Here is a 23,374-nt window from a genome sequence, read left to right as displayed (position 1 = left end):
CGTCCGTCACGACACATACAACCGCCCCCGCAACCGTCCTGGTCGGACTTTCTGTGCGATTAGTCCACACGGTCCGTGACGAGCCGTGTTCGCCCAGGGCGGACGCCCGCGCGGTATGGCCTTCACGCAGGGCGGCGTTGCGGTCGACATGGATACCTCCGAGGCTCTCGACGCCTACAGCCGCGTGGTGACCGGGGTCGCCGGCGCGTTGCTGCCGTCGGTCGCGGCCCTGTCGGTGCGCACCGCCCGGGGTGGCGGCGCCGGATCGGCGGTCACCTTCACCGACGACGGCTTCCTTCTCACCAACGCCCACGTGGTCAACGGCAGCAGCGGCGGCACCGCCGCGTTCGCCGACGGCACCGAAACCAAGTTCGACGTGGTCGGCAGCGACCCGCTCTCCGACCTCGCGGTGGTCCGGGTGCTGCACCCGGGCGCACCGGCCGCACCGCTCGGCGACGCCGACGGCCTGCGCATCGGTCAGCTCGTGGTCGCGGTCGGCAACCCGATGGGCCTGGCCGGCTCGGTCACCGCCGGGGTGGTCTCCGGCCTGGGCCGGTCCCTGCCCGCGCGGGACGGCCGCCGGGTCCGCATCATCGACAACGTCATCCAGACCGACGCGGCGCTCAACCCGGGCAACTCCGGCGGCGCGCTCGCCGACTCCACCGGCAAGGTGGTCGGGGTCAACACCGCGGTCGCCGGCTACGGCCTGGGCCTGGCCGTGCCGATCAACAACACCACCCGGCACATCATCGGCGAACTGCTCGCCCACGGCCGGGTGCGCCGCGCCTGGCTCGGCGTGGCCGGGCTGCCGGCCCCGCTTCCCCCGCCGCTGGCCGAGCGGCTGGGCCAGAAGCAGGGTCTGCGCGTGGTCGAGGTGGTGCCGGGCAGCCCCGCGGGCACGGCCGGCATCTATCTGGGCGACATCCTGGTCAGCGCCGGCGGCAAGCCGGTGGACACCGTGCAGGCGCTGCAGCGGCTCATGCTCGGCCCGGCGATCGGCGCCGACCTGCCGATCACCCTGCTCCGCCGTAACGCCCTGGTGGACGTCGTGACCGTCCCCGCCGAACTCAGCTGACGTGCGCCAGCAGGTCCTGCCGGGTGAGCACCCCGGCAGGCTTGCCGTCGATCAGCACCATCGCGGCGTCCGCGTTCTCCAGCAGCGCGACCGCCTCGGAGACCGGCTGGCCACCGCCGATCATCGGCAGCGGGTCGCCCATGTGCCGCTCGATCGTGTCGTGCAGGTGCGCCTGGCCGGTGAAGATCGCGTCGAGCAGCGCCTTCTCCGCGATCGAGCCGGCCACCTCGCCGGTCACCACGGGCGGCTCGGCCTTCAGCACCGGGAGCTGGCTGATGCCGTACTCCCGCATGTAGTCGATCGCGTCGCGGACCGTCTCGGTGGGGTGGACGTGCACCAGCGGTGGCATGCTGCCGTCCTTCTTGGCCAGCATGTTCGCCACGGTCGGCGATCCGTCGGTGGTGTGCAGGAAGCCGTATCGGGCCATCCACCTGTCGTTGAAGATCTTGGAGAGGTAGCCACGACCGCCGTCCGGCAGCAGCACCACGACCACGTCGTCGGGGCCGGCGCGGCGGGCCACCTCGAGCGCGGCCACCACCGCCATGCCACATGAGCCGCCGACCAGCAGGCCCTCCTCGCGGGCCAGGCGGCGGGTCATCTCGAAGGAGTCCGAGTCGGACACCTCGACGACCTCGTCGCAGATGCCGCGGTCGTACGTCTCCGGCCAGAAGTCCTCGCCCACACCCTCCACCAGATAGGGACGGCCCGTGCCACCGGAGTAGACCGACCCCTCGGGGTCGGCGCCGACCACCCGGATCGAGGGCTGCTGCTCCTTCAGGAAACGCCCGACGCCGCTGATCGTGCCGCCGGTGCCGACGCCGGCCACGAAGTGCGTGATCCGGCCGGCCGTCTGGTCCCACAGCTCCGGGCCGGTCTCCTCGTAGTGCGAGCGCGGGTTGGCCGGGTTGCTGTACTGATCCGGCTTCCACGCGCCGGGAATCTCGCGGGACAGCCGGTCGGAGACGTTGTAATAGGACCTCGGGTCCTCCGGGGCCACCGCGGTCGGGCAGACCACCACCTCGGCGCCGTAGGCCCGCAGCACGTTCTGCTTGTCCTCGCTGACCTTGTCCGGGCAGACGAAGACGCAGCGGTAACCGCGCAGCTGGGCCACCAGGGCCAGACCGACGCCGGTGTTTCCGCTGGTCGGCTCCACGATGGTGCCGCCGGCGGCGAGCAGGCCCGCCTTTTCGGCGTCCTCCACCATGCGCAGCGCGATGCGGTCCTTCACGGAACCGCCGGGGTTCATGTATTCGACCTTGGCCAGCACCGTGGCCGAGATGCCCTCGGTCACGCTGCGGAGACGAACCAGAGGCGTGTTGCCGATGATCTCGACGACGTTGTCGTAATAGCGCACACCTCAGACTACGACTACCCGATCACGCTCCCGCTCCCACTCCAGGAAGCGCTCGGTTTCGGACAGCACCGTGCCGGCCAGCCAGGTGATCATCACGGCGTCGTCGGCAAGGCCCACGACCAGCAGAAACGCCTCGGGGATCACGTCGATCGGGGACACCACGTATGCCGTCGCGGCGGCCATCAGGGCGACCCGCAGGCCGCCGTCGTATTCGCCCTTTGCCGTCGCTTTCAGCATCCGGGGCAGCGCTGCCAGGCGTTTGCCCAGCGTGGGCCCCCCGCGTGCACCGGACATCAACGCCCGGCCGAGCGCGGTGAACGCCGCGGTGCGCTTGAGCGTCTTGGCCATGTCGGACCCCTTTCCAATGGGACAAGTGTGACGCGCCGACGCCAGCTCCGCCTCTCGAAGCGGGCCAACTGTCGTACTGGCGAGTTAGCTTGGAAGCCGTGGAGGGGATCAACTGGGGGCGCGCCGGGCGCATCGCGGGCGGCGTTGCCGGTGGCATGGCCGGAGCGACCGCGCTCTCGGCCGTGCTCCTGCTGCGTCAGGCCGCCGAGGCCCGGCGGATCATCCCGATGGCCGAGGCGCCGCCCCCGCGCGGTGACGGCCTCTACGGCCCGAAGTTCCCCGGCAAGCCGCTCAGCATGGTGGTCCTCGGCGACTCGTCGGCCGCGGGTTTCGGCGTGCACCGCCCGCGCGAGACCCCCGGCGCCTTGCTCGCCACCGGCGTGTCGCGCCGCCTGCGCCGCCCGGTCCGGTTGCACCGGGTGGCCGTGGTCGGCTCGATGTCCTCCGGTCTGCCCTACCAGGTGGACGCCGCGCTGGAATACGACCCGGACATCGCGGTCATCCTGATCGGCGGCAACGACGTCACGCACGTGACCGCGTTCGCGTCGGCCGCCCGGCATCTGGGCGACTCGGTGCGCCGGCTGCGGGAGGCCGGCTGCAAGGTGGTCGTCGGCACCTGCCCCGACATCGGCGCGATCCAGCCGATCAAGCCGCCGCTGCGCTGGCTGGCCCGCAGCTGGAGCCGCCAGCTCGCGGCCCAGCAGACAGTGGCCGTGGTGGCGGCCGGCGGCAGCACGGTGTCGATCGGCGACCTGCTGGGCCGCCAGTTCGAGGCCGACCCCGGGCGCATGTTCGGCTCCGACCGGTTCCATCCGTCGGTGGAGGGTTACGCCCGCGCCGCCGCGGTGATGATGCCGACCCTGATGGCGATGCTCGGCGAGGACGAGCGGGCCGCGCCGGTCGCCGCCGACGGGGTGCGCAGCCTCGAGCAGGCCGCGCAGGAGGCCGTCCGGTCGGCCGGCACCGAGGTCAGCCCCACCCAGGTCGACGGACGCACCCGCGGGCCGGCCGGGCTGTGGGCCGAGCTGCGCCGGCACCCGTGGTTCGGCGAGCAACGTTTCTGGTTCGGGCACAAACCGGTGCAGTCCGTCCCGGAAGAGACCGTTCCGAGCGGCCGGTCGTCGGCCTCGGCCGTAGGGTGGAGACCGGAGGGAGGCGAGACATGACGGGCTGGACTCATCGACTCGGCAAGGCCGCGGCCACCACGCTGATCGCCGGCGCGGTGAGCGGCGTCGCTCTGATCGCGGGCGAGGCGATCGCGGCGCGCGGCCGACGTTATGCCAAACCCACAATGGGCCTCGCCCTGCGCACCTCGATGGGTCCGGCGCACGCGCCGAAGCTCCGGCTGGTGCTGCTCGGCGACGCGGCCGCGATCGGCGTCGGCGTGGAGTGGCTCTCCGAGACCGTGGGCGGACAGCTCGCCCGCATGCTCGCCGAAGGCACACCGGACACCGGTGAGCGGCACGTGCTGCTCTCCAGCGTCGGGGTGGCCGGCTCACGGTCCACCGATCTCGCCACCCAGGTCGCCCGGGCCCTGCTCGGCGACAAACCCGACGTCGCGGTCGTGCTGATCGGGGCAAATGACGCCACCGGCCTGCGGGTGCCCGAGGAGGCCGCCGAACACCTCGGCGCGGCCGTCCGGCGGCTGCGCGAGGCGGGCGTCGAGGTCGTCGTCGGCACCTGTCCCGACCTGGGCGCGGTCCGCTCGATCGCGCCGCCGCTGCGGCAGATCACCGGGCTGCTCGGCAAGCGCATGGCAAAGGCGCAGGCCAAGGCCGTGGTCGAGGCCGGCGGCGTGGTGGTCGAGCTGGGCCGCGAGACCGGCGCGGTGTTCCGGGCCGACGCCGGCACGCTCTGTTATGACGGCTTCCATCCGTCCGCGGACGGTTACCGGGTCTGGGCGCACGCGCTGTTCCCGGCCGTCGAGGAAGCAGCCCTCGCCGCTGCGGTGTGACAAAGTTGCAGTTCCCGCGCAAGTTACCGCCGCGTTAACGTGTTGGGCATGCCGGAAGCTGTCATCGTCGCCACTGCCCGCTCCCCGATCGGCCGTGCCGTCAAGGGTTCGCTCAAGGATCTGCGAGCCGACGACCTCGCCGCCACCATCGTCGACGCCGCGCTCAACAAGGTGCCCGCACTCGACCGGACGCTCATCGAGGACCTCTACCTCGGTTGCGGCCTGCCCGGCGGTGAGCAGGGCTTCAACATGGGCCGCGTGGTCGCCACCCTGCTCGGGCTGGACGGCCTGCCCGGCGCCACGGTCACCCGCTACTGCTCGAGCTCGCTGCAGACCACCCGGATGGCCTTCCACGCGATCAAGGCCGGCGAGGGCGACGTCTTCGTCTCGGCCGGCGTCGAGTGCGTGTCGCGCTTCGCCCGCGGCAGTTCCGACGGCCTGCCCAAGGAGGCCCAGGCCCTGGTCGGCGGCGGCTGGCACAACCCGAAGTTCGTCGAGGCGGCGGCCCGCACCGGCGCCAGCGCCCAGGACGGCGGCATCTGGCACGACCCGCGCGCCGACGGCAAGATCCCGGACGTCTACATCGCGATGGGCTACACCGCGGAGAACCTGGCCCAGGTCAAGAACGTCTCCCGCGAGGAGATGGACGAGTTCGGCGTGCGCAGCCAAAACCTGGCGGAGAAGGCGATCGCGGACGGCTTCTGGGAGCGTGAGATCACCCCGGTGACCCTGCCCGACGGCCGCGTGGTGTCCACTGATGACGGCCCGCGCCCCGGCGTGACCATGGAGGGTGTGGCCGGCCTCAAGCCGGTGTTCCGCCCCGACGGCCGGGTCACCGCCGGCAACTGCTGCCCGCTCAACGACGGCGCCGCCGCGGTCGTCATCATGAGCGACACCAAGGCCCGCGAGCTCGGCATCACGCCGCTGGCCCGCATCGTCTCGACCGGCGTGACCGCCCTCTCCCCCGAGATCATGGGCCTCGGCCCGGTCGAGGCGTCGAAGCAGGCCCTGGCCCGCGCCGGCATGACCATCGACGACGTCGACCTGGTCGAGATCAACGAGGCCTTCGCCGCCCAGGTGATCCCGTCATATCAAGACCTGGGCATCCCGATCGACAAACTGAACGTCAACGGCGGCGCGATCGCGGTCGGCCACCCGTTCGGCATGACCGGCGCGCGCATCACCGGCACGCTGCTCAACAGCCTGGACTGGCACGACAAGAGCATCGGCCTGGAGACGATGTGCGTCGGCGGCGGCCAAGGCATGGCCATGGTCCTCGAGCGGCTGTCCTGAGGAGCATCTTCAAGATCAAGGGCCGAAGACCGATGTCCCAGGTCCGTCGGGGTGGCGGACCGTCGCTCCCGCGGAGGTCGGTTCGCTGACGCTCGGCCTCCCATGTCCGTGGGTGGTCACCCTCCGCGCTGCGCGCAACCCCGACGGCTGGCGCCTCCGCGCTGCGCGACAAACCCGGACGGTTGACGCCTCCGCGCGCGGCAAACCCGACGGCTGACGCCTCCGCGCTGCGCGACAAACCCGGACGGTTGACGCCTCCGCGCGCGGCAAACCCGACGGCTGACGCCTCTGCGCTACGCGGCCGCTGACGCATCCGCGCTGCGCAGCGACCCGACGGCCGACCCATCCGCGCCACGCGGCAAACCCGGCCGCTGACGTCTACGGCAGCCTCCGGCGGGCCGCGGCGACGGCTTCCGCGGCTCTGGTGAAGACGTCTTCGGAAGGGTCGGCTGCCAGCAGGTCGGCGGCCATCACCCGGAGTTGGTCGGGCAGGACCAGGTCGTGTTCGCGCGGGACTTCGTGCCATGGTCCCTGCTCAGCCTCGGCGGCGAGATCGGCCAGGCGCTGGACGAGCAGGTGCACGACGTCGGCCCGGCTCTGGACCGGTCGGACCTGATCATCTCCGGGCCGGCCATCTCCGGGCTGGGGCGCCTTGGGCGCTGCGGCGGTCGACCACCGGGGCTGTTGCCAGTGGGAGATCTGGGCCAGGAGCCGGTTGATTCCGGCGGTGAAGTCGGTGGCGGGCACGGGGCAAAGCTAGCCTCCGGCCCACGGCCGGGCTGTGTTAGGTCCAGCGCCGCTGCCGACCTAGTCAGTGCCGCCCGTCAGCCCTGGTCAGGACCACCAGCCAGCCTTCACCAGCACCGCCGCCAGCCTTGGCCAGCACCAAGTCCGACCTTGGCCAGCACCACCCGCCGACCTTCGCCAGCACCACCCGCCGACCTTCGCCAGCACCACGACCGGCCTTGGCCAGCACCACCCGCTAGCCTTGGTCGGCGTCGCTGCCGACCTTGTTGGCGCGGGAACGATTGAGGAGGTGAGACCGATCAACGCTGTTACCGGTCGGGGCTCCCTCCCTCGCGTGGCCTAGTTCGCCTGGCTCTGGGGAGTGCCCGCAAGAGGCATCCTGAAAGGCCTGCACGCTCATGCGCTTTACCTCCCGGACGTCGTTGGACGGTGTCCTTGAAGAGATTTTCGTCCTCGCCGACGTTCCCGGCGTGTTGTGGACGCCGGACGGCGCCGCCGCGACCCGGCCGCTGATTCTGATGGGGCACGGTGGCGGCCAGCACAAGACCGCCCCGGGCATCGTGGCCCGCGCTCGACGCATGGTGGGCGAGTGCGGCTTCGCGGTCGTGGCGGTCGACGCTCCCGGCCACGGCGGGCGGCCTCGCAGCGCGGAGCTCGAGCGGATCGTCGCCGAGCTCCGGTCCCGCGCGCAGACCGGCGGCGAGGTGACCCCGGTGGTCGCCGAACTGCACGCGCACCTCGCCGGCCAGTCGGTGCCCGAATGGCGGGCGGTCCTGGACGCGGTCCAGCGGCTCGACCACGTCGGCGCCGGGCCGGTCGGCTACTGGGGCATGTCGCTGGGCTGCGGCCTCGGTGTCCCGTTCGTCGCCGCCGAGCCCAGGGTGCGCGCGGCGGTGCTCGGGCTCAACGGCGCGGAAACCTCGGCGGAAGCCGCCGCACGGATCACGGTCCCGGTGGAGTTCCTCGTGCAGTGGGACGACGAACTGGTGTCGAGGGCGGCGAGCCTGGCGCTGTTCGAAGCTTTCGGCTCGGCCGAGAAGGCCCTGCACGCCAATCCCGGCGGACATGGCCGGATCCCGGCCTTCGAGCTGGACAGCACGATGCGGTTCTTCACCCGCCACCTGACCTGACCGAGGCGGCCAATCATTTGTCTGCCACTCCACCTCGGCTGTCAGGAAAGCTTCGATGATGAATGGCGCGGCGTAAATCCGGCTCGACGCGACGGGCGTTCATTTGATTGGAGCCGGGTCGGCGCAAGGCGCGGCGGGTGGGCATTCATTCGGCTTCGGTCGACGAATTGTCGTCAAGCTGGAGCCCGGCATCGGGTCGGTCGACGCCGGTGCGGATCGCCCTGGGAATCGGGCATCGGCCGGCCCGGTCGACGAGAACGAGCACATGCAGGAGTCGCAGAGCTTGCATCAGCCGGCTGGGCTCAGATCGAGCAGCGGCTCAACGTGATCGTCGGATCGGCCGACGACTCCACCATTCCGATGGAGCAGAGATCCTGAAATTCGAGTCAGCTGTGCTGGCCTCGGCCGACGAGACGTCCGACCAGGTGCAAGAGGCCCTGCGCCGGCAAGAACAGCAATCCGCCGCCCAGGCCGAGTCGCGGAAACAGAAGCAGGCGCAGATGCGGCAGGCCGTGTCGAAGGGGCCGCAGGCCATGCGCGGGGCGCGGATGAACGCCGTCCGGCGCGTTCGCGGCTTATCTCGCGCCTGAAATGGGGCAGCGCCCGGACCGTGGGGAGACGGCCGGGCGCTGCTGGCGATCGGCGAAACCGCCGGTCGTCGCTTCTTCAGTCGGGTCTGTCAGTCATCGCCTTGGAAGTAGCTGATCAGGCGGAGGACCTCCAGGTAGAGCCAGATCAGGCTGACCAGGATGCCGAACGCGGCGGTCCAGGAGTAACGCTGCGGCAAGCCCATCCGCACGCCCTCCTCGACCTCGTTGAAGCTGAGGATGAAGCTGAGCGAGGCGACCACGATGCAGACCAGGCTGAAGCCGATGCCGAGAATGCCGTTGTCACGCAGGCCGGTGTTGACGCCGAACAGCGACAACACGAAGTTGATCAGCATGACCGCGAACAGGCCGCCCATGACGGCGATCAGGCCGCGGGCGAATTTCGGGGTCGCGCGGATCACCCGGGCGCGGTAGAGCACCGCCATCAGGAAGAACACGCCGAACGTGGCGAGCACCGCCTGCAGCACGATGCCGTTGTAGAACGATTCGAAGGTCTTGCTCACCAGGCCGACGAACGCGCCCTCGACCACCGCGTAGGTGACCACGAGCGCCGGGTTGGCCACCCGGGAGAACGAAATGATCAGACCGAGGACCAGGCCGACGATCGCGGCGCCGATCCAGACCGGGCCGAGCAGAGAGTCGGGGATCAGGTTCCAGGCCGCGACGGCGGAGACGCCGACGATGCCGAGCAGGACGACGGTCTTGACCACGACGTCGTCGATGGTCATCGGCTGCACGGCCGGCGGAGCTGCGGGATATCCGCCCGCCTCCGACGGGTACGGCTGACCGTAACCCGGCTGACCAGCGGCCGGGGGATACCCGGCGGATCGCTCCCGCTCGGCCGCCTGGCCGAGGCGCGAGAGCACCGGGTTGGTTGTCTTCACTGTGTCCAGCCTCCCTTGAGGTTGAGGCACGCTTCGTGTGCCGTTCAAGAGTAGGCGCAACTTACCCGAACTGGTGACCTGCAAAGCTGTAAACAGCCTGTGAGCCCGCCGCCAGCCGCCCCTGGTGCGGGCGTAAGTGTGACTGGAGGCACTGCAGGGGGCTCATGGGGCCTCTGGGTGAGGCCCCGGCTGCGGCGATGAGAACGTCAAATGGTCTCGGGGACGATGACGATGATCGGCGGGGTCTTGCCCGGCGCCCGCTTCGGCCGGCCCGGGGTGAGCGGCGGGAACGGATACGGGTGCAGGTGATACCGGGACTCGGTGCCGTCACCGCGGTCGGTGTCGTAGGGCGGAATCTTGATCTCGATCATGAGAGGTCTCCTTGGCGAATCGGTAAGCCGGTGAAATCGGACAGTGTCAGAGCGGGAAGGGCAGGATGTGCGGGATCTCCGGCTCCCGCGGCGCCGGCCAGCGCGGGTTGTCGGACGGCGAGATCGGCGGCGCCGGCTCCAGCGAGAAGGGCCGAGGCCACGGCGCCGGCAGCGTGCGGCTCTCGCTCTCGTCGAAGGCCTGCAGCAGGAAGAGGCGCGCGTAGATCCCCTCCGCCGCGAGCAGCACGTCGTGCGAGGTCTGTCCGGCCACCCGGCCCTGCTCGATGACGATGATGTGGTCGGCCATCCGTACCGTCGAGAAACGGTGCGCGATGAGCAGCGAGGTCGCGCCCTTCGCCATGTCGCGCAACCGGCCGAAGATCTCCTCCTCGGCCTCCGCGTCGATCGACGCGGTCGGCTCGTTCAGCACCATCACCGGGGCCTGCTTGATGAAGGCGCGGGCCAGCGCCACTTTCTGCATTGCCCGAGGGACAGTTGGTTGCCGTTTTCGAAGAGCTTGCCGAGCATCGAGTCGTAACCGGACGGCAGCCCTTCCAGAAAGGCCTGTGCGCGACTGGAGGCGGCCGCCTTGCGGACCATTTCCCGGTCGTGCATGTCCTTGACCCGGCCGTAGCCGATGTTCTCCTGGACCGTCGCCTCGTAATGGATGAAGTCCTGGAAAATGACCCCGATGTTGCGGCGCAGGTCGTCGACGTCGTATCGCACGCAGCAGATCGTGGAACTGGAACCGCCCCGGCGTGCGCTCGGCCAGCAGATGCGTGCGGGTCTGCTCGCTGAGCAGGTGCCGCGCCTGGATCAGCGGCGCGGCGGTCAGGCTGGCCGCCGCATTCGGTTCGATGTCCGGCCCCGGATGCCGCCCGAGCAGCCGGAACATCCGCGCGGCCGGGTTGCTGAGCAGCTGGTAGCTCCAGGACAGCACCGCCCGCACGTCGACCGCCGGCGCACCGCCGTCGAACGGGGTGAGCAGATCCTCGGCCCGTCCGAGCTCCGCTGCCAGTGAGGCCAGCGGGAAGTCCGGGTGCACCGCGGCCCGCGCGGCCACCACGGCCAGGGCCAGCGGCAGCCCGGCGCACTTCGCCACGATCGCCTCCGCCGCCTCCGGTTCGTCGTCCACTCTGGACGATCCGAGCCGGCGGCGCAGCAGGGCCAGCCCCTCCGACGCGTGCACCAGATCGAGGATCACCAGCCGGGCGCCGTAGGCCGCGGCCAGCCCGGAGAGCTGGTCGCGGCTGGTCACCACGGCCATGCAGCCGGGCGAGCCGGGCAGCAGCGGCGCCACCCCGCTCAGGTCGCGGGCGTTGTCGAGCACCAGCAGCAGCCGCTTGCCGCTGAGCAGGCTGCGATAGAGCCCGCCGCGCTCTGCAGATCCGCCGGAATGCCATCCGGCGCGACGCCGAGCCCCTGCAGCGTGGCGAGCACCGTCCGCTGCCGCAGCCCACCGAGGTCGACGTTCCGGCCGTTGATGGATGGCTGCGCAAGCCGCGATTTCATGAGAACGTGAGCGCCAGCCCGCCTGGCCTCATGATCGTTATCGTTCGTTTATCTTCGATCCACAATTCGCGACTTCCACATAGCAGCCTGACAACATACCCCCGAGTTGCCTTTTTCGCGCTATTCCCATAACCGTGGAAATGGGGCCGATAAATCAAAAGAATGCTAACTGTCGAGCCGGTTCAGTGGCGCCGGCCAAGCGCGACCGACTCCTCCGGGCGCCGCCGCCCGACGGGCCGGCCGATCACACAGTGACAGGCGTCACTCCACTGATCATTTGCGCAGCCAGAGGGGCATTTCTGGAGCGCCTTGTCGGTGGCCGAGACCGGCCGAAGCCGCACTTTCGTCGGACCCCCGTCGTAGGGTCCAAAATCGTGACCAATGCCTTACCGATAGCGACTGACGGGGGCCTCGTCCGATGACGGCGCTCGACCGCAACACCGCGACGGCCACCAGCCGCACGCTGCGTGACCAGGACGAGGTGGAGGCGCGCATCCGCGCCATCTGCTTCAAGACCGGGCCGCCGACCCGCATCGGCGCCGAGCTCGAATGGACCGTTCACCCCACCGCGGCGCCCGGGGCGCCGCTCGACACCGAGGCCCTCCGCGCGGCACTCGGCCCGCACACCCCGGCCACCCTCGACCCACCCGATCCCCCGATTCCCCTCGCCGGCGGCGGCGCACTCACCGTCGAGCCCGGCGGCCAGCTGGAGATCTCCTCCGCACCGGCGCCCACGATCGGCGCCCTGCACGCCGCCGTCGACACCGATCTCGCACACCTCACCCGGCTGCTCGCCGACGCCGGCCTGGCCCTCGGCCGGCACGGCATCGACCAGCGCCGCGCGCCGCACCGGGTGATCCGCACCCCGCGCTACGACGCGATGGAACGAGCCTTCGAAGCCCACGGCCCGCACGGCCGTATCATGATGTGCAGCACCGCCGGCCTGCAGGTCTGCCTGGACGCCGGGCCGGCCGATCAGCTCGCCACCCGGTGGGCGGCGGTCACCGCGCTCGGGCCCCCGCTGATCGCCGCCTTCGCCAACTCGCGACGGCACGCCGGCCGCGACACCGGCTGGGCCTCGGCCCGGATGGCCGCCTGGTGGGGGATGGATCCCCGGATCACCCGGCCGGTCGGCGCACCGGCCGCCGATCCCGCGGCGGCCTGGGTCCGTTACGCACTGGCCGCCCCGCTGCTCTGCCTGCGCCGCGCGGACGGCTGCTGGGACGCCCCGCCGGGCCTGACGCTGGGCGACTGGGTTCGTGGCGCGCTGCCCGACCGGCCCACCGAGGCCGACGTCGACTACCACCTCAGCACCCTGTTCCCGCCGGTCCGCCCGCGGGGCTACCTCGAGATCCGTTACCTCGACACCCAGCCCGGCACGGACTGGATCGCGCCGGTGGCGGTGGTGGCCGCGCTGCTCGCCGATGCGGAGACCACCGACGCGGCCCTCGATCTCGCCCGTCCCGCCGAGCGGCACTGGGTGACCGCCAGCCGCGATGGTCTGGCCGACCCGGGCGTGCGCCGCACCGCCACCGCCGTGCTCGACCTGGCCTGCCGCCGGCTCGACCGGCTCGGCCTGGCCGAGCCGGTCCGCACCCAAGTGATCGACATCGTCCAGCGACGCCTGCGCGAGGAGCAGAGATGACCCAGGAGACCGAGAGACTGCGCGGCTTCGTCGCCGAGGAACTCGCCCGCACCCGCACCCGCACCGAGACGCTGACCGGCAGCGTCGACGACGGCGACCTGACCCGCCAGCACTCGCCGCTGATGTCGCCGCTGGTCTGGGATCTGGCCCACGTCGGCAACCAGGAGGAGCTCTGGCTGGTGCGCGACGTCGGCGGCCGCGAGCCGGTGCGCCGTGACATCGACGAGCTGTACGACGCGTTCAAGCATGCCCGCAGCGACCGGCCGGCGCTGCCTCTGCTCGGGCCGGCCGAGGCCCGGCGCTATGTGGCCGAGGTGCGCGACAAGGTGTTCGACGTGCTCGACCACACCCGGCTGGACGCTCCTGGACTGGCCGGCGACGGATTCGCGTTCGGCATGATCATCCAGCACGAGCAGCAGCACGACGAGACGATGCTGGCCACCCATCAGCTCCGCACCGGCGGCCCGGTGCTCAGCGCGCCGCCCCCACCGCCGGCCACCACGCCGGCGAGCGGCGAGGTGCTGATCCCCGGCGGACCGTTCACGATGGGCACCGACACCGAGCCGTGGGCGCTGGACAACGAGCGGCCCGCGCATCGCGTCGACGTGCCCGCCTTCCACCTCGACCGTGCGCCGGTGACCAACGGCGCCTACGCGGCGTTCATCGCGGCCGGCGGCTACGACGACGAGCGCTGGTGGAGCCCGGCCGGTTGGGACCATCGCCAGGCCGCCGGGCTGACCGCGCCGATGCACTGGCAACGCGACGGGGACGGCTGGGCGAGCACGAGCTTCGGCCGGACCGCACGCATCGTCGAGGACGAACCGGTGGTGCACGTCTGCTTCTTCGAGGCGGAGGCATATGCGGCCTGGGCCGGCAAGCGGCTGCCCACCGAGGCGGAGTGGGAGAAGGCGGCCCGGCACGACCCGGCCACCGGGCGGTCCCGCCGCTACCCGTGGGGCGACGAGCCGCCCGAGCCGCGGCAGGCCAACCTCGGGCAGCGGCACCTGCGCCCGGCGCCGGTCGGCGCCTATCCGGACGGCGTCTCGGCGCACGGGGTGCATCAGCTGATCGGCGACGTGTGGGAGTGGACCTCGTCCGACTTCCACGGATACCCGGGGTTCGCCGCGTTCCCCTACCGGGAATATTCGGAGGTCTTCTTCGGCCCGTCCTACAAGGTGCTCCGGGGCGGCTCGTTCGGCACCGACCGGTCCGCCTGCCGCGGCACGTTCCGCAACTGGGACTACCCGATCCGGCGGCAGATCTTCAGCGGCTTCCGCTGCGCCCGGAACGCCTGATGTGCCGGCACGTCGCCTATCTGGGACCGCCGATCCCGATGTCGCGGCTGCTCTTCGACCCGCCGCACGGGCTGGCACACCAGGCCTGGGCGCCGCGGGACATGCGCGGCGGCGGCACCATCAACGCCGACGGGTTCGGCATCGGCTGGCACTCCGCGGCCGGGGTGATCCGCTACCGCCGGGCCACGCCGCTGTGGAGTGACACCACGCTGCCCCGGCTGGCCGCCGCGACCGAGGTGCGGGTGCTGCTCGCCGCGGTGCGCAGCGCCACCGTCGGCATGCCGGTGGTGGAGACCGCGGCCGCGCCGTTCGGGGACGACACCTGGTTGTTCAGTCACAACGGCGTGGTGGCCGGCTGGCCCGACTCGGTGGCCAAGCTCGCCGCCGCGCTGCCCGCAGCCGACCTGCTGACGATGGACGCGCCGACCGACGCGGCGTTCCTCTGGACGCTGGTCCGGGACCGGCTGCGGGCCGGCGACCGACCGGCCCGGGCGGTGGCCGGCACCGTGGCCGCGGTCGCGGCGGCGGCGCCGGGTTCGCGGCTCAACCTGCTGATGACCGACGGCTCGTCGATCGTCGCGACCACGTTCGGCCACTCCCTGTCCGTGCGCCGGGACGGCGAATCCGTCCTGGTCGCCTCCGAACCCTTCGACGAACCCGGCTGGCAGCCGGTACCCGATCGGACGCTGCTCGTCGCGGACTCCGCAGACGTCGTCCTCACCCCGCTGGGAGAAGCATGATCGACGTTCATCTCGACGCCGACGACCTGGCGCGCACGCTGCGCGCCGACGTGGTCGCCGGCCTGACCGACGACCCGAAATGGCTCCCGCCGAAGTGGTTCTACGACGCCCGCGGCAGCGAGTTGTTCGAGCAGATCACCGAGCTGCGGGAGTACTACCCGACGCGCACCGAGCGGCAGATCCTGCGGGATCGGGCCGGGGAGATCGCCCGGCACACCGGCGCCCGCGCGCTGATCGAGCTGGGATCGGGATACTCCACCAAGACCCGGTTGTTGCTCGACGCGCTGGCCGCGCACGGGACGCTGGAAGCCTTCGTACCCATGGACGTGTCACCGACCGCGCTCAGCGCGGCCGCCGAGCGGATCGGCGTCGACCATCCCGGGCTGCGGGTGCACACCATCGTCGGCGACCTGACCCGGCACCTGCGGCACCTGCCCGGCGGGGACGCCCGGATGGTCGCCTTCCTCGGCGGCACCATCGGCAACCTGGTGCCCGCCGAGCGCGCGGCCTTCCTCGCCGACATCCGGGCGGTGCTCGAGCCCGGCGAGTGCCTGCTGCTCGGCACCGACCTGGTGAAGAGCCCGCGGGTGGTGGTGCCGGCCTACGACGACGCGGCGGGCGTCACCGCCGACTTCAACCGCAACGTGCTGCGCGTGCTCAACCGCAGCCTGAACGCCGACTTCGACCTGGACGGCTTCGCCCACGTGGCGCTCTGGGACGCCGAGCAGGAGTGGATCGAGATGCGCCTGCGGGCGCGGTGGCCGATGCGGATCACCATTCCGGCGGTGGACCTGGTGGTCGAGTTCGCGGCCGGCGAAGAGGTGCGCACCGAGATCTCGGCCAAGTTCCGCCGCGAGGGGGTGGAGAAGGAACTGGCCGAAGCGGGCTTCGCGCTGGAGCACTGGTGGACCGACGCGGACGGCCTCTTCGCGGTGTCACTCGCACGGGCGTTGTGACGCCGGGGTCGTCACCCGATCGGATGCGCCCGATCCGGCCGACCTGATCGACAGGAGTTCCCCGGGGCGATCCGGATCGGTGAACGCCCATCGTGCGGCCGCTGCACGGCGGTGTCCGTTGTCCACCGCACGTTCATCCGGACAACCGCTGGTTCCCGGCCGGAGGCCGCTGCAATGCTTGCCCTCCGGCCGGGGTGGCCGTGTCGAACCATGCAATGTGGATCATGGCCACAAGGGGGAACGGCCTTGTCTTTGTTGGAGTTTCCCTCCGATTCGAACTTCCCCCAGCAAGAACCCGGATACCCGGTCGTGGAGTCGGCGCAGCTGAGCCCGCTGCCGCGGCGGATGTTCCGGCAGACCCGGCGACGGCCGCAGGAGCTGCCGGTGCAGGTCGGCGGCTCGGTGCTCGTCTTTCAGTCCAACGAGCGATTCGCGATGGCGCCGCCGGATGGCAAGATGCTCTCGTCGGACGTCGTCATGAAGGCGACGATGGTCGCCGTCGTGATCACCAAACAGCAGTTGGTGCCCACCGTGGCCTTGCTGCCGTCGATCAGCCGCGGGCGCCGCGTCGTGGTGCGCGCCAGCTACCAGTGTCAGGTGACCGACGCCGTCCGGGTGCTCGAGGGCGGCTGCTGGGACGTACGCGTCAAACTGCTGGCCTACCTCCTGAGCGACCGCAAGGTGCTGATGCTCGGCGCGCGTGAGGACGTCGCCGACAACCCGGAGATCCAGCAGCGGATCCTCGCGCGCACGCTGGCCCGCGCCACGCTGGATCCACCGTCCATCCCGGGCATGGCGGTCGAGCTGATCGACGTCACGCTCGGCATCAGCTCGGACACCCCCGACACCGGCGGCCGGCTGCTCGACGGCCGGGACGACAACGACTACGGCGACGACCGCTACGACGACAAGCGCCGGTCGTTCGACGACGACCAGGACGACTCCTACCCGCCGGACGGTGACTGATCATGCCCGAAGGGGAACACGGCCGACGCGCCGAGATGGACGGTCTGGACGTCGTCCAGCCGGAGCCGCCGCACTGGGGTCTCGGCCGCGTCCTGCGCCTCGCCACCGGCGTCCGCGAGGACGTGCTCAGCCACGTGCCGAGCGAGCGGGCCCGATACACCTCGATGGGCGGGGTGGTGGTCGGCACCGCGTTCATGGCGATGCTCTCGATGGCCGCGGCCCTCTATTTCATGTTCGGGGGCTTCCAACCGTTCATCGTCTTCGCGGTGCCGATGTGGGGACTGTTCATCCTCAGCCTGGACCGCTGGCTGATGTCGTCCGCGGTGGTCGGCAGCACCGGACGGGTGCTGTCCAAGCTGCTCCCCCGGCTCGGCCTGTCGATCGTCCTCGGCATCGTGCTGGCCGAGCCGCTGCTGCTCGGCGTCTACAGCACCGCCATCGAGGAGAAGGTGGCCAAGGACCGGCAGCAGGAGCTGGTCACCCGGGAGAGCGACCTGCGCACCTGCAACCCGATCCCGGGCACCGAGGCGGCGACCGGGCCGGAGGCCAAGCAGGCCCGGTGCGACGACCTGCGGCTGGTGCTCGGGGGCGACTCGCCGGAGGCGCTGCAGATCCAGATGCAGACGCTGCGGACGCAGGCCGGGGATCTGAAGAAGATCGTCGACGCCGACGCCGCGGCGTACAAGGATCTGCAGCGCAAGAGCCGGCTCGAGTGCAACGGCACGGCTAACCCGGAGACCACCGGCGTGCCCGGCGTCGGGATCAACTGCCGGCGCCTGCGCAACGAGGCCGACCAGTACCGCGCGGACCACAAGATCGACGAGAACGGTAAGAAGCTCTCCGAGCTGAATGCCCAGATCGCCGAGCTCACGGACCAGGTCGGCGGCGCCCGCAACGACTACAGCGCCGCGCTCACCACGGCAATTCAAAAAGACCTTTCCGAGGTACGCGCCCGGCAGGGACGCGTCGGCCTGCTCGAACGGTTCCGCGCGCTGGACGAGCTGGTGTCGACCAACTCCTACGTCGCGGTGACCCTCTGGTCCATCCGGCTCTTCTTCATCATCGTCGACGCGCTGCCGGTCATCCTCAAAGGACTGAGCGGCAGCACGTCCTACGACCGGATCCTGGAGAAGTGGCTGGTCCAGCAGGAGGGCGTGCAGGGCAAGCGGGCCGACGAGGAGCTCGACAAGCACCGCCGCTACGGCGACCTGGTGCGGCACCGCACGGAGACCTGGTTCCGGGGCAACCTCGACCTGGTCGAGGAGGAGACCCGGGTGCACCGGGCCAACCTCGAGGAACGGCGCGACGAGCTGATGGACGCGATGGAGAAGCACCTGATGAACGTCGCGATCGGCCCGTCCGGCCGGGGCTGGACCGGGCATCAGGTGCTGGACGTCGAGGATCCGGGCGAGCAGGAGACGCAGGAGTTCCGGACCACGCAGGAGTACCGCGCCCAGCACCCCGAGCGAGGCAACCGATGACCACCGAGCAACCGACCGCGCCGTTCGAGAACGCGCCGGAGTCGACGGTCCCGGCGTACATGATCTACATGGTGCTGGACACGTCGAAGTCGATGTGGTCGCCCCGGCACAACGGCGGCCACGAGGCGGCGCCGCTCACCCAGTTCATCCGCCGCATCCCGCGCATGCTGCGGCTGCTCGCCGAGCACCCGGTGACCAACCAGCTCGCCTCGATCAGCGTGGTGGCCTTCAACGACCGGCCCGAGATCCTGCGCCGGATCAGCTCGCTGGAGCAGGCCGCGACGATCTCCATCCCCACGAAGGGCTACGGCACCGATTACGCCGCGGTGCTCAGGTTCCTGGTCGAGCAGCACAAGAAGGACGTACGGACGGTGAAGCAGAGCCGGATCCGGGACGACTACAACGTGGACATCGCCCGGCCGTGGATCTTCTTCATCACCGACGGCCGCGCCTATGCCCGCGGGGCCGACCAGAAGGACTCCACCTGGCTGCGCGAACGGGACCTGCTGACCAGCGCCCCGATCGAGGCCCGGATCGTGTCCCTGGGCCTGCCCGGCGCCGACGAGGACGCGCTCTGGCTGCTGGCCACCGGCGACGCGCAAGGCGAGCGCAACGCCTTCATCGCCCGCGATCCGGACAACACCGTGCAGCTCTCGAAGAGCGTGATCGACGCGATCGGCAGCAGCATCTCCACCTCGGCCGGGTCCGGCCAGCTGACGATCAAGACACCGGCCGGCATGATCCGGGTGGACGGGCAGCGCAGTGCTCGCGACTGAGGCGACCAGACCCGTGGGGTGGGCGCCGGTGATCGTGGTGGCCGCGGTGTTCCTGCTGGTGGCCGCCGGCTTCTATCTCATCCGCAGGCTGCGCGAGGACCGCTCCAGACAGGTCTACGAAGCGGGCAGCGACGTCCGGGCGTCGAACGGGCTGCCGGCGGTCCGCGTGCGGCGGCCGCCCCCGCCCCGGCAGTCGCCGCGATCGTCCGGCTCGGTTCGGCTCTCACCGTCCGGGGTCGGCCGCCAGGTGCAGCAGCTCGTGTTGCGCAAGCGGGCCCGCACCCCACCGGAGCCCTGGCTGAACAGCGAGGTGCTGATCTACGGCCCGTGGTTCTCGACGCTCTGCCACGGCTACTGCGGCCCGGAGGACGATCCGCGGCTGGTGATCCGGGCGTCCACCCACCGCGGACTGCGCCACCGCTTCGACGGCACCCCCTGCCAGGACGCGCTCGGGGTGGTCTGGAACGAACGGCGGAACGCGTTGTTCGCGGTCGTCGCCGACGGGCTCGGCTCGATGGCGGATTCGGGTGAGGCGGCACGTCGCGCGGTTCGCGAGGCGCTGCGCTGCGGCGAGCGGCTCGGCGCGGCCGACGATCCGCTGCTGATGCTGTCCGAGGCGAACGCCGCGGTCCAGGACTTCAACGAACGCGGCCGGAAGGGCGCGACCACCCTGGTCGTCGCGGAGATCCGGCGCACCTCGTCGGGCACCCAGGTGACCACGATCGGCGTCGGCGACTCCGAGGCGTGGGCGCTGCGCGGCGGCCGCTGGGCGGTGCTGCACCACGAGCGCGGGAAGAGCACCGAGAACGTGACCCGCCACCTCCCCGGCGATTCGGCACATCGGGCCAGCCAGAAACTCGCCGGCGGCTCGGTCGTGCTGCTGGCCAGCGACGGCTTCGCCGGCGCGCTCGACCCGAACTCGCCGCTCGGGCGCGAGCTCGCCGGTCGGTGGCAGCGGCCGCCGGCGCCCCTGGACTTCATGGCACAGGTGGACTTCGAGGACGACCACTTCACCGACGACAGAGCGGCTGTGGCGGTTTGGATACGCTGAACGAGCACTGGGCGGAGTCCGGCGAACTGGCCCGACCGCAGCTGCTGCCCTGGGCCGACTCCGGCAACTCGACGCTCTGGAGCTGCGAGTTCGGCGGCCAGGAGTACGTCTACAAGGAGTACACGGACGCCTTCCGGGCGGACGCGGACCAGCACGCGCTGGGCAAGCTGATCGCCTGGCGGCACCGGCTGTCCGACGTCGACCGGGCGGAGCTGGACCGGGTCGCCGCCTGGCCGCGGTACCGCGTCCGGGAGAACGGCGCCCTGCGCGGGGTGCTGCTGCCGTTCGCGCCGGACCGGTTCTTCGCGCAGCGGACCGAGGGGAACCGGCCCCACGAACTGGCCCACCTGATCCGGCTCAAGGCGGCCGGCACCGTGCGACCCGGCGCCACGCTCGAGGTCAAGCACGCCGCGCTCGGCCGCACGGCGGAGGTCCTGCTCTGGTTCCACGCCCAGCAGGTGCTGGTCAACGACGTCCGCGAGCTGAACGTCCTGTGCACGGCGACCGGCTCGGCGGTGTTCTATGTGGACTGTGACGTGATGATCGGGCCGTGGGGACGGGTCGGGCCGGCGGCCGCGCCCGCGTACATGACCAACGCGATCCCCGGGCTGGACCGGCCGAGCCGGGCGACCGACATCGCCCGGCTGGCCTGGATGTCGGCGGCCGTGCTGCTGGACGACCTCGCCCTGCCGGAGGTGCGCGACGATCGGCTGCGCCGGGTCACCAGCCCGGAGTCGGCGATGCTGCTGGCCACCTCCAGCCGGCCCGGGCAGGTCGATCTGGATCAGTGGCGGCAGCTCGTCGATCGCTGGACGGCGCCGCGCGCCCGAGCCGTCGTGCACATCCCGAACAGCGAGGTCCCGCCCGGCCCCCGGCACTACCGGTCCGCCCGGCAGCCACTCGATCCGACCCGCAAGGTTCCGGAGCCGCGCTTCCCCGGCTCGTCGGACTCCTTCCGGGTGCCGGCTCGGTTCCGGCTGCCCGATCCGGTGCTCGGCGCCTTCCCGGCCCGGCCGGTGCAGACCGCCGAGCCGGCTCCGGACCCGCCGCCGTGGGCCGCGCTCACCCACCGCGGCAAGGTCGTGCTGGTCGCCGCGTTGATCGTGATGGCCGTGCTGTGCGGCCTGGTCACCCTGTCCATGTCCATGGGAGAGGTGACGCTGTGAGCTCCCTGCTGCTGATCCTCGATGACGGCGAGCGCCGCCTGCTCGATCAGGACGCGCACTATCTGTGGATCGACCTGGAGACCCTGCGGGTGTCGGCCAACCCGCCCAACCGGTCGACCTGCATCTGCTACTTCGTCTGCGAGTTCGGCATGTGGTCGTTCAACCGCGGGCCCGCCGAGTGCCCGCCCGAGCTGCGGGTCAACGGACGGCCGGTGCACGACGACATGATCGAGCTGCCCACCGGGCGGGTGGAGGTGCGGCTGACCGCGGAGCCGTTCAGCGACACCCGCGCATCCATGCCGAGGCAGCGGGAATCGAAACAGCGGCAATCGAAACAGCGGGAGGCGGATCGCCAGCCGGCCGCGTCGGCCGGTCCCCCGCCGGACACCCCGCAGTACGTGATCGGGCCACCGGGCACCGGCGCGCACCTGGAGCTGGACGATCCGTCGGTGGTGCCCCGGCACGCCGTCTTCGAGGCGGACACCCGTGGCGCCTGGTGGATCACCGCGGTGAACGGCGAGATCCACGTCGGCGGCGAGTCGGTCATGTCGGCCACCCTCGAGCCGGGTACCCGTTTCCGGGCCGGCACCCGGACGGTGACCGTGCCGACCGGGGTCACCGGCAAGCGCGCCCTGCCGGTGGAGTTCCGCGACGTGACCGTGCGCCGGGGCGGGCGCCGGATGCTCGACCGGGTCACCTTCACGCTGATGGCGGGCGACTTCGTCGCGGTGACCGGCCCGGAGCAGAACTCCGTCCAGCTGCTGCTCGGCCTGATCATCGGCGGCTACCGTCCGGACAGCGGCACGATCCGGATCGCCGGGTCGAGCCGCCGCGCCGATCCGCTCACGCACTGGGTGCCGGCCGCGGACGATCTGCACGGCACCCTGACCGTCGGCGAGACCCTGCAGCTCGCGGCGTCGCTGCAGGCCGAAAAGGTGGAGCCGGAACGAATCGACGAGATCCTCGCCTGGGTCGGGCTCGACGACCATCGCGGCTCCTGGGTGCGGACCCTCGACGACGCCGGCCAGAAGCGGCTCGCCGTCGGCGTGGAGTTGGTCGGCCGGCCCGGGCTGCTGATCGTGCCCGAGTCGGCGACGTCCTACTCGGTCGGCCGCGACCACGATCTGATGGCCCGGCTGCGCACCATCGGCCGGGACACCAACTGCACGATCGTGGTCGCCACCGGCGCGATGTCCAATCTGGACCTGGCGGACACGGTCGTCGTGATCGACCGGGACGGCCGGCTGCGCCACGCCGGACCGCCCGGCCGGCCGCCGTCGGGCGGACGGCACGGGAGCTGGGCGGAGTGGCTCGCCACGCTGGAGGCGCCGTCGAACGGCCTCGGTCCGGCCGCCCGAAACGCCTCGGTGCCGCCGCTGCCGAGGTGGGACCTCACGGTCGAGCCGGAAAGCACGCTCGCCGGCCTGCCGACCATGCTGCGTCAGCAGGTCCTGCTGTTCTGGCGGCGGGGCGCCGGCGCCCTCGCGCTCTATGCCCTGGCGCCGATGGTCCTGGCCGGCGTCGCCGCGTTCGCCTCGGCGACCGTGCCCGTGCTGGCGCTGATCGCCGTCCTGACCGGTGTGCTGGTGGCGCAGCTGGATCTGGTGACCGACCGCGGCGCGGTGGAGCGCGACCGGCGCGACACCGGGTACGGCACCCTGGTCGCCGCGCGTCTCGCCGTGCTGGGCGCGGCCTGCGGCGTGCCCGCGCTGCCGGTCGCGGTGATCGCCGGTCTGGCCGGGGTCGCGTTGCCCTCGGCGCCGGGTCTCGCGCCGTGGGCCGCGCATTGGCTGGAGATCTGGCTGGTGATGTCGGTCGCGGTCGGCGCGGGTTTGCTGGCCGGCGCGCGCGGCCGCCGGCCACGTCCGGCGATCGCCCTGATCGTGCTGCTCGGCATCGCCACGGTGCTGGTGGCCTGGGGTCTGCTGGCCCTGGGCGGGCTGGTGAGCCTGCTCGGTCTCGCGGTGCTGGTCGGGGTGATCGGGCGCGGCACCGTGTCGGTGCTGGAGCAGACCCGCTGAC

The 23,374-nt window shown here is 71.4% G+C and carries 22 protein-coding genes; 16 read left to right on the top strand and 6 right to left on the bottom strand.

All coding sequences use genetic code 11. The features are described 5' to 3' along the window. The first annotated feature begins 148 nt into the window (after positions 1–148). Positions 149–1,075, top strand: a complete 927-nt coding sequence (locus ACZ6TI_RS10995) for a S1C family serine protease (protein ID WP_465344811.1) — start codon at positions 149–151, stop codon at positions 1,073–1,075. Here the strand turns inward: ACZ6TI_RS10995 and ACZ6TI_RS10990 are convergent. Together ACZ6TI_RS10990 and ACZ6TI_RS10985 are read right to left on the bottom strand one after the other, a co-directional pair. Next, the gene (locus tag ACZ6TI_RS10990) at positions 1,068–2,429 is read right to left on the bottom strand and encodes a cystathionine beta-synthase (protein WP_465344810.1); all 1,362 of its coding nucleotides are present in this window, start codon (positions 2,427–2,429) and stop codon (positions 1,068–1,070) included. The genes ACZ6TI_RS10995 and ACZ6TI_RS10990 overlap by 8 nt on opposite strands. Before the next feature lie 3 nt (positions 2,430–2,432). Beyond that, entirely contained in the window at positions 2,433–2,777 is a 345-nt protein-coding gene (locus tag ACZ6TI_RS10985) for a YkvA family protein (protein ID WP_465344809.1), read from the bottom strand. Positions 2,778–2,932: 155 nt separating this feature from the next. Between ACZ6TI_RS10985 and ACZ6TI_RS10980 the strand changes: the two genes are divergently transcribed. Genes ACZ6TI_RS10980 through ACZ6TI_RS10970 form a run of 3 tightly spaced genes read left to right on the top strand, consistent with a single transcriptional unit; the run spans position 2,933 to position 6,024 of the window. Further along, on the top strand, positions 2,933–3,943 hold the full coding sequence (locus ACZ6TI_RS10980) for an SGNH/GDSL hydrolase family protein (RefSeq protein WP_465344996.1): 1,011 nt from the start codon (positions 2,933–2,935) through the stop codon (positions 3,941–3,943). Further along, positions 3,940–4,731 (top strand): SGNH/GDSL hydrolase family protein, encoded by a 792-nt coding sequence (locus ACZ6TI_RS10975; protein ID WP_465344808.1) that lies wholly within the window; start codon positions 3,940–3,942, stop codon positions 4,729–4,731. The genes ACZ6TI_RS10980 and ACZ6TI_RS10975 overlap by 4 nt, the downstream gene beginning before the upstream one ends. A gap of 48 nt (positions 4,732–4,779) precedes the next feature. Continuing rightward, positions 4,780–6,024 (top strand): acetyl-CoA C-acetyltransferase, encoded by a 1,245-nt coding sequence (locus tag ACZ6TI_RS10970; protein WP_465344807.1) that lies wholly within the window; start codon positions 4,780–4,782, stop codon positions 6,022–6,024. Positions 6,025–6,402: 378 nt separating this feature from the next. On the opposite strand, the gene ACZ6TI_RS10965 is transcribed toward ACZ6TI_RS10970, so the two are convergent. Then, a complete protein-coding gene (locus ACZ6TI_RS10965; RefSeq protein WP_465344806.1) occupies positions 6,403–6,771 on the bottom strand; it encodes a hypothetical protein in 369 nt (122 codons plus the stop codon). A gap of 398 nt (positions 6,772–7,169) precedes the next feature. Here ACZ6TI_RS10965 and ACZ6TI_RS10960 point away from each other — a divergent pair, with 398 nt between their 5' ends. Next, positions 7,170–7,901 (top strand): dienelactone hydrolase family protein, encoded by a 732-nt coding sequence (locus tag ACZ6TI_RS10960; RefSeq protein ID WP_465344805.1) that lies wholly within the window; start codon positions 7,170–7,172, stop codon positions 7,899–7,901. Positions 7,902–8,293: 392 nt separating this feature from the next. Continuing rightward, positions 8,294–8,491, top strand: a complete 198-nt coding sequence (locus tag ACZ6TI_RS10955) for a hypothetical protein (protein ID WP_465344804.1) — start codon at positions 8,294–8,296, stop codon at positions 8,489–8,491. A gap of 89 nt (positions 8,492–8,580) precedes the next feature. Here the strand turns inward: ACZ6TI_RS10955 and ACZ6TI_RS10950 are convergent, their stop codons facing one another. The 3 genes from ACZ6TI_RS10950 to ACZ6TI_RS10940 all read right to left on the bottom strand — a co-directional run bounded on the left by ACZ6TI_RS10950 (position 8,581) and on the right by ACZ6TI_RS10940 (position 11,094). Then, on the bottom strand, positions 8,581–9,393 hold the full coding sequence (locus tag ACZ6TI_RS10950) for a Bax inhibitor-1/YccA family protein (RefSeq protein WP_465344803.1): 813 nt from the start codon (positions 9,391–9,393) through the stop codon (positions 8,581–8,583). Positions 9,394–9,599: 206 nt separating this feature from the next. Next, entirely contained in the window at positions 9,600–9,764 is a 165-nt protein-coding gene (locus ACZ6TI_RS10945; RefSeq protein WP_465344802.1) for a hypothetical protein, read from the bottom strand. A 46-nt stretch (positions 9,765–9,810) separates the two neighbouring features. Beyond that, complete coding sequence (locus ACZ6TI_RS10940; RefSeq protein ID WP_465344801.1) at positions 9,811–11,094, bottom strand: hypothetical protein; 1,284 nt, start codon at positions 11,092–11,094, stop codon at positions 9,811–9,813. A 600-nt stretch (positions 11,095–11,694) separates the two neighbouring features. Between ACZ6TI_RS10940 and egtA the strand changes: the two genes are divergently transcribed. The 10 genes from egtA to ACZ6TI_RS10890 all read left to right on the top strand — a co-directional run bounded on the left by egtA (position 11,695) and on the right by ACZ6TI_RS10890 (position 23,373). Then, positions 11,695–12,921 (top strand): ergothioneine biosynthesis glutamate--cysteine ligase EgtA, encoded by a 1,227-nt coding sequence (gene egtA / locus ACZ6TI_RS10935; protein ID WP_465344800.1) that lies wholly within the window; start codon positions 11,695–11,697, stop codon positions 12,919–12,921. Then, positions 12,918–14,216, top strand: coding sequence for an ergothioneine biosynthesis protein EgtB (gene egtB, locus ACZ6TI_RS10930; protein WP_465344799.1), 1,299 nt, complete (start codon positions 12,918–12,920; stop codon positions 14,214–14,216). The genes egtA and egtB overlap by 4 nt, the downstream gene beginning before the upstream one ends. Next, entirely contained in the window at positions 14,216–14,956 is a 741-nt protein-coding gene (gene egtC / locus ACZ6TI_RS10925) for an ergothioneine biosynthesis protein EgtC (protein WP_465344798.1), read from the top strand. The genes egtB and egtC overlap by 1 nt, the downstream gene beginning before the upstream one ends. Continuing rightward, positions 14,953–15,912, top strand: coding sequence for an L-histidine N(alpha)-methyltransferase (gene egtD, locus ACZ6TI_RS10920; protein ID WP_465344797.1), 960 nt, complete (start codon positions 14,953–14,955; stop codon positions 15,910–15,912). The genes egtC and egtD overlap by 4 nt, the downstream gene beginning before the upstream one ends. Before the next feature lie 309 nt (positions 15,913–16,221). Beyond that, entirely contained in the window at positions 16,222–16,878 is a 657-nt protein-coding gene (locus ACZ6TI_RS10915; protein ID WP_465344796.1) for a hypothetical protein, read from the top strand. A 2-nt stretch (positions 16,879–16,880) separates the two neighbouring features. Next, a complete protein-coding gene (locus ACZ6TI_RS10910) occupies positions 16,881–18,359 on the top strand; it encodes a DUF4407 domain-containing protein (RefSeq protein ID WP_465344795.1) in 1,479 nt (492 codons plus the stop codon). After that, a complete protein-coding gene (locus tag ACZ6TI_RS10905; RefSeq protein WP_465344794.1) occupies positions 18,356–19,135 on the top strand; it encodes a vWA domain-containing protein in 780 nt (259 codons plus the stop codon). The genes ACZ6TI_RS10910 and ACZ6TI_RS10905 overlap by 4 nt, the downstream gene beginning before the upstream one ends. A gap of 28 nt (positions 19,136–19,163) precedes the next feature. Next, a complete protein-coding gene (locus tag ACZ6TI_RS10900) occupies positions 19,164–20,186 on the top strand; it encodes a protein phosphatase 2C domain-containing protein (protein WP_465344793.1) in 1,023 nt (340 codons plus the stop codon). Beyond that, positions 20,174–21,352 (top strand): hypothetical protein, encoded by a 1,179-nt coding sequence (locus ACZ6TI_RS10895; RefSeq protein ID WP_465344792.1) that lies wholly within the window; start codon positions 20,174–20,176, stop codon positions 21,350–21,352. Before ACZ6TI_RS10900 ends, ACZ6TI_RS10895 begins: the two co-directional genes overlap by 13 nt. Beyond that, positions 21,349–23,373 (top strand): hypothetical protein, encoded by a 2,025-nt coding sequence (locus ACZ6TI_RS10890; RefSeq protein WP_465344791.1) that lies wholly within the window; start codon positions 21,349–21,351, stop codon positions 23,371–23,373. The genes ACZ6TI_RS10895 and ACZ6TI_RS10890 overlap by 4 nt, the downstream gene beginning before the upstream one ends. The last annotated feature ends 1 nt before the right edge of the window (position 23,374 follow it).

The organism is Actinoplanes sp. NPDC051388 (assembly GCF_055586225.1).
The sequence above is the reverse complement of the archived record's forward strand: the minus strand, read 5'-3'. Positions and strand labels throughout refer to the sequence as shown.